At 63.5% G+C, this 12,502-nt stretch carries 9 protein-coding genes; 3 read left to right on the top strand and 6 right to left on the bottom strand.

Features of this window, described 5'->3' with window-relative positions; all coding sequences use genetic code 11:
* Positions 1–38: 38 nt before the first annotated feature.
* From RGM2987_RS02255 to mreB, 6 genes are all read right to left on the bottom strand, one after another.
* Positions 39–3,842, bottom strand: coding sequence for a YhdP family protein (locus tag RGM2987_RS02255; RefSeq protein WP_245138496.1), 3,804 nt, complete (start codon positions 3,840–3,842; stop codon positions 39–41).
* A gap of 60 nt (positions 3,843–3,902) precedes the next feature.
* Complete coding sequence (gene rng / locus RGM2987_RS02250) at positions 3,903–5,360, bottom strand: ribonuclease G (protein ID WP_018613976.1); 1,458 nt, start codon at positions 5,358–5,360, stop codon at positions 3,903–3,905.
* 44 nt (positions 5,361–5,404) lie between these two features.
* Positions 5,405–6,013 carry a Maf family protein gene (locus RGM2987_RS02245; protein ID WP_245138495.1) on the bottom strand — a complete coding sequence of 203 codons (609 nt, stop codon included), beginning with the start codon at positions 6,011–6,013 and terminating at the stop codon, positions 5,405–5,407.
* A gap of 175 nt (positions 6,014–6,188) precedes the next feature.
* Positions 6,189–6,677: a rod shape-determining protein MreD gene (gene mreD, locus RGM2987_RS02240; RefSeq protein WP_245138494.1), complete on the bottom strand. Its 489-nt coding sequence runs from the start codon at positions 6,675–6,677 to the stop codon at positions 6,189–6,191.
* On the bottom strand, positions 6,674–7,801 hold the full coding sequence (mreC, locus tag RGM2987_RS02235) for a rod shape-determining protein MreC (protein WP_348529614.1): 1,128 nt from the start codon (positions 7,799–7,801) through the stop codon (positions 6,674–6,676). Before mreC ends, mreD begins: the two co-directional genes overlap by 4 nt.
* A 141-nt stretch (positions 7,802–7,942) precedes the next feature.
* Complete coding sequence (gene mreB, locus RGM2987_RS02230; RefSeq protein WP_002555108.1) at positions 7,943–8,980, bottom strand: rod shape-determining protein MreB; 1,038 nt, start codon at positions 8,978–8,980, stop codon at positions 7,943–7,945.
* 214 nt (positions 8,981–9,194) lie between these two features.
* On the opposite strand from mreB, the gene gatC reads away from it, so the two are divergent.
* From gatC to gatB, 3 genes are read left to right on the top strand one after another with little or no spacing between them, the layout of a single operon-like run.
* The gene (gene gatC, locus RGM2987_RS02225) at positions 9,195–9,482 is read left to right on the top strand and encodes an Asp-tRNA(Asn)/Glu-tRNA(Gln) amidotransferase subunit GatC (RefSeq protein WP_245138493.1); all 288 of its coding nucleotides are present in this window, start codon (positions 9,195–9,197) and stop codon (positions 9,480–9,482) included.
* Positions 9,483–9,498: 16 nt separating this feature from the next.
* Entirely contained in the window at positions 9,499–10,950 is a 1,452-nt protein-coding gene (gatA, locus tag RGM2987_RS02220; RefSeq protein WP_245138492.1) for an Asp-tRNA(Asn)/Glu-tRNA(Gln) amidotransferase subunit GatA, read from the top strand.
* Between the two features lie 10 nt (positions 10,951–10,960).
* Complete coding sequence (gene gatB / locus RGM2987_RS02215; protein ID WP_245138491.1) at positions 10,961–12,406, top strand: Asp-tRNA(Asn)/Glu-tRNA(Gln) amidotransferase subunit GatB; 1,446 nt, start codon at positions 10,961–10,963, stop codon at positions 12,404–12,406.
* Positions 12,407–12,502: the final 96 nt, after the last annotated feature.

The following is a 12,502-nucleotide window of genomic DNA, read 5'->3' as shown; positions in this document are numbered from 1 at the left end:
AGCACGCCCGCTCCCACAAAGGGGCATTGCATCGTCAATCAGAACGGCTTATCGAAGGTAATCTTCGGCTCTTTCCACGGCCCCTTGACGTCGTATCTTACGCTGGCAAAGCGCGCCACGCGGTCGCCGATCAGTTTGTCGATCAGAAACAGCGCCCCGCCGACTGCCGGTGCGCCAACGATCAGCGCGGCGATCGGCAGGTTGTTGGTCACCGGCAGCGTGACCAACAGCTTGGCATCGACCCGGTCGGCCACCATGTCCAGCGTTCCGTTGAGTTCCAGGTTGCTCGACGGCCCCGTCAAGGTGATGGGCTCCCGGGTCACGTAGACACCGTTGCTGGCAATCAATAGCCCCTTGACCCGGTCGTAGCTCAAGCCTTTGCCAAACAGGTCGGAGAAGTCCAGGCGCAAGCGCCGCCCGATGGAGTTGAAATTCAACAGGCCAAAGACCCGCAATGCCTGGGCGCTGCCCTCGACTTCAACGAACTGCCCCTTGCTCAACGACGCATCGAGGCTGCCGGAGAAACGCTTGGTGGCGACCCAGGCCGGCGAACCGGGCCAGCGCCCGTCGACATCCAGGCGGAATTCCTGGCTGGTCACGCTCGGGGCAAATCCCCAGCCCTTGAGCACGTCAGCCAGATTCTTGCCGCTGATCCGGCCCTTGTACCAGCTGTTAGTGGAACCGGGCACGCCTTCCCAGCCACCACTGCCGTTCAGCACCATGCCCTTGAGGCCCATGTCCAGCGTGTTCAGCGCGATGCCCTTGGCGGTCGGCCGGACCTTCAACGACCATGCACCCACCAGGTCGGGCCCCTGGAACAGCTGGTCGATGGCGATATCCAGCGCCGGTATTTTGGTGGGGTCGACCGATGCCAACGGGTCCGGAGCGTTCTCATCGGCCTGGACAGTGGGATCGGCGGCCGGCAGGCGAACATAATCCAGCGTGATGGCAATCGGGGCAGCCTTTGCGTCGGGCACAATCACGCTGCCCTTGGCCTGCTGGCTGTCGAGCTGCAAAGCCCAGGCGTCCGGCTTGCGGTCAAGCTGCACCGCGGCCTGGTCCAGGGTCGTCCCCATGGCCGTGAGCTTGCCGACTTTCAGGTCGGCGCTGCTGAGCACTTGCCTGGCACTGCCACCCGGATCCTGGCCGGCGTACTTGTTCACCAGGTCCTGCCAGGGACTCACGTCCAGCTCGGAAAGCTGACCGCGCAGGCGCAGGCCCTTGGCTCCTGGCAGCACAGCATCGCCATCGCCCAGCAGCAACTCTCCGCGGCCATCAGCGACTTTTCCGCTCGGCGCTGCGTAGGTGAAGCTCGCGAGGTCGCCATAGTCGGCCCAGTAACGGCGTTCCGGCCCTTGCAGAGTCATGCGAAACACGGTGTCGCGCCCGGCGTCGGCGGTCATGCCGAAAGGCGCCGGCAGGTCCACGGCCACGCCCTTGAGGTTGGAGCTTACCGACAGCTGGCTGTCCGCTGCGTTGAGGATCACTTGCAACTGGTAAGGCACCACGCCGGAGACGGGCAATGGCTGGGTGACGTTCAGCCAATCAGTCAGTTTCTTGACCTCCACCCGCCCGGACGCGGTCACCCGCGTATTGAGCGCGCCAGCACGGCCCTCGGCAAAAATCTGCGCCGTCACGGGCCGGTCGAACGCCCGGGCGCCGATGTTCTTGCCACTCAGGCCCTTGCTGCTGTCGAAGCGGAAGTCGCCCTTGAGCTGGGTCAACTCCAACACCGGCTCGCTGAGCTTGAGCCGGGCATTATCGGTGGCGAAGTCCACCAGGATTTTCGGTTGCTCGCCTTTGACCAGTGGGATATCGAGCTTCACGCTGCCTTGCAGATTTCCCTCGCCTTCCCAGCCGGCGAACGTCTCGGCTGTTCCGATTGGCGCCGTCTGGAGAATTTTCAGGCCATCGCCCAATCCGCCGACGAAGCCGCCATCGAGCAGCAGATGGGAGCTCTGCCCGCTGGGCACATGGGGTATTTGCACCGAGACATCCTTGACCTGGGTGTCGAGCAACTGCCCCTGGCTGGCATAGATGCGCACGCCGCTGTCTTCGACGAAGACGTCGCCGCTGACCTTGCTGACCGAAGGCCAGCCCGGCTGGAACGCCAGTTCGGCGTCATGCACCTTGAAGAACAGGCTGATGCTGCGGGCCGCATCGGTTGCCCCGTGGTTCAGCGAACCCTGGTACTGGAAGAAGCCCTGGTCGACCGCACCCTTGACGATTGCCGTACGCAACCACTCATCCAGCGCCGGGCTGAGGACGGCCGGCAGGTACTTGGCGGTGTAGCGCCCGTCACCGTCCACCAGGCCGACCCGCAGGTCCATGTAGTCTTCCTGGCTGTGATCGAAATGCAGGCGGATCAGGAAGTCCCCGGCAATCCGGCCCTCCTCGCCCAGCACCTTCAAATACGGTGCGATCAGGGTGAAGCCTTGCTTGTCCAGCTTCCAGGTCAGCCGCGCGTTGGCTTGCAGGTACTGCCAGGGCTTGGCGAAGATCGGGTCCAGGTGCAGGGAAAAATCCTTGCTGTCCATGCGCAGCTCGCCGCCGCCCAGGTCGCCGCTCAGGCTCCCCGATACGTTGCGCGCCGCCGGGGCGCCCCGATAGGCATCGAAGCCGAGGGTGTCCAGGTTGGTGGCGAAGCTGACTTTCTGGTCGCCGGTGTTCTGTGGCCGGTAATCGAGCAATACATTGCGCAGCCCACCCGTCACCTTGAGGTGGTCGATCACCGCCGCTACACCCTCCGGCAGCGGCGCCAGGGCGTTGAGCAGTGGGGTCAGCGGCGTCAGGTCAAGGCGATCCGCTTGCAGATGCCACAACTCCTCGGCCTTATCGGTGGCATCGCTCTGTTGCAGTTGCAGGCGCGATTCCCAACGGGTCTCCCCCAGGTTCATCGCCAGCGAATCGAAGGTCGCAATGAACCCTTGGCTGCTGCGCTGGAAATAGCCGTTCAGGGCCAGGTTGTTGATCTGCACCGGCTTGCGTTCGGCATACGCACCTTGCAACTGCGGCGCGTTCAAGCGCATGGCTGCACTTTGCACCGTGCCCCCACCCCAACTGAACCAGAACTCACCGCCGGCCTTGATCTCGGAGAAGTTCCACTGCCGGGTCAGGCGTTTCGGCAGCCATTTCGACCAGTCACTTTGGGGCAGGCTCAGGTAGCCATCGGCCTCGCCATTCTTCCAGTCGGCTGCACGGATGCGCGTGCGCAGGTTGATTGCCACGGGCTGGCCGTCGGGCAAGGTCAGGCGGGCGTCCAGGCGTTGGCGGACGGCGCCGGTGCGCAGGCTCAGGCCGACATAGGTCAGGCTCAACGGCGGCTGGTCCAGTGGCTGCAAGGTCACTTGGCTGTCGAGCACTGAGAGCCGGGAGACCGTCTGCATCCGCTCCAGCAATTGCTGCGGATCGAGGGGCTGGTCGTCGCGCACCGGCAGGCCCTCCAGTGCCCATTTGCCGTCGGCGCCTTCCTTGAGGCTGATCTTCAGGCCACTGACTTCCAGGTGGGCAATGCGCACCTGGCGTGCCAGCAGGCTGTCCCAGGCATCAGGCACGGCCCGGACCTGGTCCAGGTGCAGGGCATTGGCGCCATCGCCGACGACTACGTCCCGCGCCGCCAGTATTGGCGCCAGGGCGCTCCAGCTACCTTCCAGGCTGCCAATGTGCACGGGCATGCCCAGGGCTTCTGCCGCCCGGGCCTCGACCTCGGCGCGATACTCGGCCACCAGCGGCACCAGCTCGCGACCAAGGCTGACATACAGCGCCAGCAGCACCAGCAGCAACGCACAGAGGCCCAGGCCCCAGCGGGTCAGCACAGCCAAAAAGCGTGTCAGACGCTCCATGTCAGTGGGTCCCCCCGGCAAAATTACGCAACTGCGCGGACCCGCCGCTTCCCAGGCCCTTCAGAGCAACACCACGTCATATTGTTCCTGGGAGTACATGGTTTCCACCTGAAAACGAATCGTACGGCCGATAAAGGCTTCCAGTTCAGCGACATTGCCCGACTCCTCATCGAGCAGACGGTCCACCACCTTCTGGTTCGCCAACACTCTATAGCCGGTCGCCTGGTAAGCGCGCGCCTCGCGAAGGATTTCCCTGAAGATTTCGTAACACACGGTTTCCGGGGTCTTGAGCTTGCCTCGCCCCTGGCAACTGCTGCACGGCTCGCAAAGCACTTGCTCAAGGCTTTCGCGGGTGCGCTTGCGAGTCATCTGCACCAGGCCCAGCTCGGTAATGCCGATGATGTTGGTCTTGGCGTGATCGCGCTCGAGTTGTTTCTCCAGGGTTCGCAGCACCTGGCGCTGGTGCTCTTCATCTTCCATGTCGATGAAGTCGATGATGATAATCCCGCCCAGGTTGCGCAGGCGCAGCTGGCGGGCGATGGCGGTGGCCGCTTCCAGGTTGGTCTTGAAAATAGTTTCTTCGAGGTTGCGATGGCCAACGAAGGCCCCGGTGTTGACGTCGATGGTGCTCATGGCCTCCGCCGGATCGACCACCAGGTACCCACCGGACTTGAGCGGCACCTTGCGCTCCAGGGCTTTCTGGATTTCGTCCTCGACCCCGTACAGGTCAAAGATCGGCCGCTCGCCGGGGTAGTGTTCGAGGCGATCAGCGATTTCCGGCATCAGTTCGGCGACGAACTGCGTGGTCTTCTGAAAGGTTTCCCGGGAGTCGATGCGGATCTTCTCGATCTTCGGGCTGACCAGATCCCGTAGTGTGCGCAGCGCCAGGCCCAGGTCCTCGTAGATCACGCTGGGGGTGGCGATGGTCTTGATCTGCGCGGCGATCTGATCCCAGAGCCTTCTCAGGTAGCGGATGTCCATGAGGATTTCATCGGCCCCCGCCCCTTCGGCGGCAGTGCGCAGGATGAAGCCCCCGGCCTCCTTGATGCCTTCTTTTTCGACACAGTCGCTGACCACCTGCTTGAGGCGCTCGCGCTCGGCTTCGTCTTCGATCTTCAGGGAAATGCCGACATGGGCGGTGCGCGGCATGTACACCAGGTAGCGCGACGGGATCGACAGTTGCGTGGTCAGGCGCGCGCCCTTGGAACCGATGGGATCCTTGGTGACCTGCACCACCAGGCTCTGGCCTTCGTGGACCAGCGCACTGATGCTCTCGACCGCCGGCCCCTCGCGCATGGAAATCTCCGAGGCGTGAATGAACGCCGCGCGGTCCAGGCCGATGTCGACGAATGCCGCCTGCATGCCCGGCAACACCCGAACGACCTTGCCCTTGTAGATATTGCCGACAATGCCGCGCTTTTGCGTGCGTTCAACATGAACTTCTTGCAGGACTCCGTTTTCAACCACCGCCACGCGTGATTCCATCGGGGTGATGTTGATCAGGATCTCTTCACTCATGGCAGGGTCTCGTTCAGGCTTGTTCACGATTATGGCCGCATCAGTCAGTCGGCGCCCGGGGCGCGCTCAAGGGGTTGCCAACAGGGTATGCCGAAATCACCCAACAGTTGCGCGGTTTCGCACAGCGGCAAGCCAACCACCGCAGAATAGCTGCCTTCAAGCCCGGCGACGAACACCGCGCCCAGGCCCTGGATGCCATAGCCACCGGCCTTGTCCCGGGGTTCGCCACTGGCCCAATAGGCCGTCGCCTCTGGCTCGGTGATGGCGCGAAAGCGCACCCGACTGCGAACCACCCGGGATTCGCAGCGCTGGCCGTCCAGCACGGCAATGGCGGTCAGGACTTCATGCTCGCGTCCGGACAAGCTCAACAGCATCGAGAGGGCGTCGGCTCGGTCCAACGGTTTGCCGAGAATCTGTCCATCCAGCACCACCGCCGTGTCGGCACCCAACACACAGCCAGCCGCGGCGGCTGGCAACGAGCGTCGCCCGGCCTCGGCCTTGCCGCACGCCAGGCGCTCGACATAGGCCGATGGGCTTTCTTGATCCAGGGGAGTTTCGTCGATGTCCGCACTGATGGCGGTAAAGGGCACGCCGATCTGCATGAGCAATTCACGCCGGCGCGGCGAGCCTGAGGCGAGGTAAAGCGGTTTCATCAACATTTACCTCTTATAGAACCCAGGCATTGACGACCGTGGTCGCAGGGCTTCTGTGGCGAGGGAGCTTGCTCCCGCTGGGACACGAAGTGGCCCTGAATCTTGCGACTGCTACGCAGTCGAGCGGGAGCAAGCTCCCTCGCCACAACCAACCCCTGGCCACAGCCCGCGCTGATCAGTTGATTTTGAAACGCAGGCGCAAGCCACGCAAACCGAAGCTGACCCAGGGCCAGAGCAACGCGCTGACCAGCGCCGGCAAGACCAGCGCCAGGGTCGGCTGGCGATTGCCGGTCAGCGCGCTGAGCCATAGCTGGACCAGTTGCGCCAGGCCGAAAATCACCAGGATCACCAGGCATTGCTGCCACATGGGGAACATGCGCAGGCGTTGTTGCAGCGACAGGACCAGGAATGTGATCAGCGTCAGGATCAGCGCGTTCTGCCCCAGCAGCGTGCCATAAAGCACGTCCTCGGCCAGGCCCAGGCACCAGGCGGTGACCATCCCGACCTTGTGCGGCAGGGCCAGCGCCCAGAAGGCCAACAGCAAGGCCAGCCACAGCGGACGCAGGATCTCCATGAACTGCGGCAGCGGCGAAACGCTCAGCAGCAGGCCGATGGCGAAGGTCAGCCAGACTATCCAGCCGTTGCCGGATCGGGTACTGCTCATTCTTCTCGTGCTCCCCTGGTGGCCGGCGCGGGCGCCGGGGTGGCGGCAGGTGGCTTGGCTGCGGGCCGGGCATGCTGCGTTGCTGGCGTGTGACCGGCCGCACGGGTAGAGGTTGCGGCAGGCGCGGCGGCAGGAGCAGCCGGTGGCGTCGTGGCCGCCGGCGCAGCGGGTGCGGGCGCTGGCTTGGGCACGGTGGCCGGGACCACAGCCGGCGGCTGGGCGCCCGGGGCGGCCGATTCGGCGCCCTGCCGGTCCTGGGCTTCCTGGGCCGCCGCCGCATCGTTGGCACGCTCTTCCGGGGTGCGATTATCACTGAACACCAGCAACAGGTAGCGGCTGCGGTTCAACGCGGCAGTCGGCACCGCACGCACGATGGCGAATGGCTGGCCGGAATCATGGATGACTTCCTTGACCGTCGCCACCGGGTAACCGGCCGGGAAGCGCTGGCCGAGGCCTGAGCTGACCAGCAGGTCGCCTTCCTTGATATCGGCGGTATCGGCCACATGGCGCAGTTCCAGGCGTTCCGGATTGCCGGTGCCGCTGGCGATGGCACGCAGGCCGTTGCGGTTGACCTGCACCGGAATGCTGTGGGTGGTGTCGGTCAACAGCAGCACACGAGAGGTGTAGGGCATCAATTCCACCACCTGCCCCATCAGGCCCCGGGCGTCGAGCACCGGCTGGCCAAGCACCACGCCATCGCGCTCACCCTTGTTGATCAGGATACGGTGGGTAAAGGGGTTCGGGTCCATGCCGATCAGCTCGGCTACTTCCACCTTCTCGTTGACCAACGCGGAGGAATTGAGCAACTCGCGCAGCCGCACGTTCTGCTCGGTGAGGGCCGCCAGCTTCTGCATGCGCCCCTGCAACAGCAGGTTCTCGGTCTTGAGTTTTTCGTTTTCGGCGACCAACTCGGTGCGGCTGCCAAACTGGCTGGCCACACCTTGCCACAAGCGCTGCGGCAGGTCGGTGATCCAGTAGGATTCCATCAACACCAGCGACATCTGGCTGCGCACAGGCTTGAGCAGCGTGAAGCGGGCATCGACCACCATCAGCGCGACCGATAGCACGGCCAGCACCAGCAGGCGCACACCCAGTGAGGGGCCTTTGGCAAAAAGCGGTTTAATAGGCCGCTCCTCCCAGGCAAATGTTCGCTTTATTCATACGGCATCAAACCGGCCTGGATACGAATGACAGAAGATAAACGCCAACGGGCAGCACTGCAAAGTGCTGCCCGGGAGCGAACAACATAGACCATCCGGCGAGACTTATTCGCTGGAGAGCAGGTCCATGGTGTGCTTGTCCATCATTTCCAATGCACGGCCACCGCCACGGGCGACGCAGGTCAGCGGGTCTTCGGCGACGATCACCGGCAGGCCGGTTTCCTGGGCCAGCAGTTTGTCGAGGTCACGCAACAGCGCGCCACCACCGGTCAGCACCAGGCCGCGCTCGGCGATGTCCGAAGCCAACTCCGGCGGCGATTGCTCCAGGGCACTTTTCACCGCCTGGACGATTGTCGCCAGGGACTCTTGCAGCGCCTCCAGCACTTCGTTGGAGTTCAGGGTGAATGCCCGTGGCACGCCTTCGGCCAGGTTGCGGCCACGTACGTCGACTTCACGCACCTCACCACCCGGGTAGGCGGTGCCGATTTCCTGCTTGATGCGCTCGGCGGTGGATTCACCGATCAGGCTGCCATAGTTGCGACGCACGTAGGTGATGATCGCTTCGTCGAAACGGTCGCCGCCCACACGCACGGACTCGGCGTAGACCACACCGTTGAGGGAGATCAGCGCGATCTCGGTGGTACCGCCACCGATGTCGACGACCATCGAACCGCGGGCTTCTTCCACCGGCAGGCCGGCACCGATGGCAGCAGCCATCGGCTCTTCGATCAGGAACACCTCACGGGCACCGGCACCGAGGGCCGATTCACGGATGGCGCGACGCTCTACCTGGGTAGACTTGCATGGAACGCAGATCAGCACGCGAGGGCTGGGCTGCAAAAAGCTGTTTTCGTGAACCTTGTTAATGAAGTACTGCAGCATCTTTTCGCAGACGCTGAAGTCGGCGATCACGCCGTCCTTCATCGGGCGAATGGCTGCGATGTTGCCCGGTGTACGGCCCAGCATGCGCTTGGCTTCGGTACCGACAGCCACGACACTTTTCTGGTTGCCGTGGGTGCGGATGGCCACGACCGAGGGTTCATTCAGGACGATACCGCGCTCGCGCACGTAAATAAGGGTGTTGGCAGTGCCCAGGTCAATGGAGAGATCGCTGGAAAACATGCCACGCAGTTTCTTGAACATGGGAAAGGGACCCTAGGCAACGCGTGGGTAAAAAAGTGCGGCAAACTCTAACAACGACAGGGATTTTGGGCAAGGCGCCAATATGTTAAATTGGCCGTTTTTCTGTGCACCAAACCCTACAATCGCGGCCGTAAGGCCGTAGAACTGCGGTAGTGTTCCGACAATCTAACACACGGACAGACTGCGTCCGTTTTGTTTTCCACTGGAGAATCCCATGGCGCTTGAACGCTCCGACGTGGAAAAAATCGCTCATCTGGCCTGCCTGGGCCTCAATGAAGCCGATCTTCCACACATCACTTCTGCCCTGAACAGCATTCTGGGGCTGGTCGACGAAATGCAGGCGGTCGACACCGACGGCATCGAACCGTTGGCCCACCCACTGGAAGCCAGCCAGCGCCTGCGCGCCGACGTGGTGACCGAGCCGAATAACCGCGAGGCCTACCAGTCCATCGCGCCAGCGGTCGAAAACGGCCTGTACCTGGTTCCGAAAGTCATCGACTAAAGGGAAAGAGCCTCTCATGCATCACATGACCCTGGCCGAGATCGCCCGCGGACTCGCCGACAAAAAGTTTTCCTCCGAAGAGCTGACCAAAGCCCTGCTGGCGCGTATCGCCCAACTGGACCCGCAGCTCAACAGTTTCATCAGCCTCACCCAAGAGCTGGCCCTGAGCCAGGCCAAGGCCGCCGACGCCCGTCGTGCGAGCGGTGAGAGCGGCGCCCTGCTCGGCGCGCCGATTGCCCACAAGGACCTGTTCTGCACCCAGGGCATCCGCACCAGCTGCGGCTCGAAGATGCTCGACAATTTCAAGGCCCCGTACGACGCCACCGTGGTCGCCAAGCTGGCCGCCGCCGGCACCGTGACCCTGGGCAAAACCAACATGGACGAATTCGCCATGGGCTCGGCCAACGAGTCGAGCTACTACGGCGCGGTGAAAAACCCGTGGAACCTGGAACACGTACCGGGCGGTTCGTCCGGCGGTTCCGCCGCCGCCGTGGCCGCGCGCCTGCTGCCGGCCGCCACCGCCACCGACACCGGCGGTTCGATCCGCCAGCCAGCGGCGTTCACCAACCTCACCGGCCTCAAGCCGACCTATGGCCGCGTGTCGCGCTGGGGCATGATCGCCTACGCCTCCAGCCTGGACCAGGGCGGCCCGCTGGCGCGCACCGCCGAAGACTGCGCGATCCTGCTGCAAGGCATGGCCGGCTTCGACCCGAACGATTCCACCAGCATCGATGAGCCGGTGCCGGACTACAGCGCCAGCCTCAACGGCTCGCTGCAAGGCCTGCGCGTCGGGGTGCCAAAAGAGTACTTCGGTGCCGGCCTCGACCCGCGCATCGCCGAACTGATCCAGAACAGCATCAAGGAGCTGGAGAAACTCGGCGCCGTCATCAAGCAGATCAGCCTGCCGAACATGCAGCACGCGATTCCGGCCTACTACGTGATCGCCCCGGCAGAAGCTTCCTCGAACCTGTCGCGCTTTGACGGCGTGCGCTTCGGCCATCGCTGCGAAAACCCGCAGAACCTGATCGACCTGTACAAGCGTTCCCGTGGCGAAGGTTTCGGTGCCGAAGTGCAGCGCCGGATCATGGTCGGTGCGTACGCCCTGTCTGCCGGCTACTACGACGCCTACTACCTCAAGGCGCAGAAAATCCGCCGCCTGGTGAAGAACGACTTCATGAGCGCCTTCAACGAGGTCGACATCATCCTCGGCCCGACCACGCCGAACCCGGCCTGGAAACTCGGCGCCAAGAACAGTGACCCGATCGCCGAGTACCTGGAAGACGTCTACACCATCACCGCCAACCTCGCCGGCCTGCCGGGCCTGTCGATGCCGGCCGGTTTCGTCGATGGCCTGCCGGTGGGCGTGCAGTTGCTCGCGCCGTACTTCCAGGAAGGCCGCCTGCTCAATGTGGCTCACCAGTATCAGTTGAACACTGACTGGCACACCCGCACCCCAACCGGCTTCTGAGGAGACACACATGCAATGGGAAGTCGTGATCGGGCTGGAGATTCATACCCAGCTCACCACCCGGTCGAAAATCTTTTCCGGTAGCTCGACCACTTTCGGTTCCGAGCCCAACACCCAGGCCAGCCTGGTCGACCTGGGCATGCCCGGCGTACTGCCGGTGCTCAACGCCGAAGCGGTGCGCATGGCGGTGATGTTCGGCCTGGCGATTGACGCTGAGATCGGCCAGCACAACGTGTTCGCCCGCAAGAACTACTTCTACCCGGACCTGCCCAAGGGCTACCAGATCAGCCAGATGGAACTGCCGATTGTCGGCAAGGGCCACCTGGACATCGCCCTGGAAGACGGCACGGTCAAGCGCGTCGGCATCACCCGGGCGCACCTGGAAGAGGACGCCGGCAAGAGCCTGCACGAGGAATTCAACGGCGCCACCGGCATCGACCTGAACCGTGCCGGCACGCCGCTGCTGGAAATCGTCTCCGAGCCGGACATGCGCAGCGCCAAGGAAGCCGTGGCCTACGTCAAGGCGATCCACGCACTGGTGCGCTACCTGGGCATCTGCGACGGCAACATGGCCGAAGGCTCGCTGCGCTGCGACTGCAACGTCTCGATCCGCCCCAAGGGCCAGGTTGAGTTCGGCACGCGCTGCGAGATCAAGAACGTCAACTCGTTCCGCTTCATCGAGAAGGCGATCAACAGCGAGATCCAGCGCCAGATCGAACTGATCGAGGACGGTGGCAAGGTCATCCAACAGACCCGCCTGTACGACCCGAACAAGGACGAGACCCGTCCGATGCGCAGCAAGGAGGAAGCCAACGACTACCGTTACTTCCCCGATCCGGACCTGCTGCCGGTGGTCATCGAGGATTCTTTCCTCAATGACGTGCGCGCCACGCTGCCGGAACTGCCACCGCAGAAACGCGAGCGTTTCCAGGCGCAGTTCGGGCTGTCGAGCTACGACGCCAACGTGCTGGCCACCAGCCGCGAACAGGCGGACTACTTCGAGAAAGTCGTGAGCATCGGCGGCGACGCCAAGCTGGCGGCCAACTGGGTCATGGTCGAGTTGGGCAGCCTGCTGAACAAGCAGGGCCTGGAGATCGACGAGTCACCGGTGTCGGCTGAGCAACTGGGCGGCATGCTGTTGCGGATCAAGGACAACACCATCTCCGGCAAGATCGCCAAGATGGTGTTCGAAGCCATGGCCAATGGTGAAGGCAGCGCCGACGAGATCATCGACAAGCGCGGCTTGAAGCAGGTCACCGACACCGGGGCGATCAGCGCCGTGCTCGATGAAATGCTCGCGGCCAACGCCGAGCAGGTCGAACAGTACCGTGCGGCAGACGAAGCCAAGCGCGGCAAGATGTTCGGCTTCTTCGTCGGCCAGGCGATGAAAGCCTCCAAGGGCAAGGCCAACCCGCAGCAGGTCAACGAACTGCTGAAAAGCAAGCTCGAGGGCTGATTGCGATGGAGCCAGTCCGCAAGTCTGGCTCATTCCCCTGTGGCGAGGGAGCTTGCTCCCGCTGGGGCGCGCAGCGCCCCCCGGCTTTCTGTTGCC

The organism is Pseudomonas sp. RGM2987 (genome assembly GCF_022952855.1).
Classification (GTDB): Bacteria; Pseudomonadota; Gammaproteobacteria; order Pseudomonadales; family Pseudomonadaceae; genus Aquipseudomonas.
The sequence above is the reverse complement of the archived record's forward strand: the minus strand, read 5'-3'. Positions and strand labels throughout refer to the sequence as shown.

Coding starts and splice junctions, on each gene's coding strand:
- mreD (WP_245138494.1), bottom strand. CDS start 6,677: ATGAGCAGTACCCGATCCGGCAACGGCTGGATAGTCTGGCTGACCTTC.
- RGM2987_RS02245 (WP_245138495.1), bottom strand. CDS start 6,013: ATGAAACCGCTTTACCTCGCCTCAGGCTCGCCGCGCCGGCGTGAATTG.
- RGM2987_RS02255 (WP_245138496.1), bottom strand. CDS start 3,842: ATGGAGCGTCTGACACGCTTTTTGGCTGTGCTGACCCGCTGGGGCCTG.
- mreB (WP_002555108.1), bottom strand. CDS start 8,980: ATGTTCAAGAAACTGCGTGGCATGTTTTCCAGCGATCTCTCCATTGAC.
- rng (WP_018613976.1), bottom strand. CDS start 5,360: ATGAGTGAAGAGATCCTGATCAACATCACCCCGATGGAATCACGCGTG.
- gatB (WP_245138491.1), top strand. CDS start 10,961: ATGCAATGGGAAGTCGTGATCGGGCTGGAGATTCATACCCAGCTCACC.
- gatA (WP_245138492.1), top strand. CDS start 9,499: ATGCATCACATGACCCTGGCCGAGATCGCCCGCGGACTCGCCGACAAA.
- gatC (WP_245138493.1), top strand. CDS start 9,195: ATGGCGCTTGAACGCTCCGACGTGGAAAAAATCGCTCATCTGGCCTGC.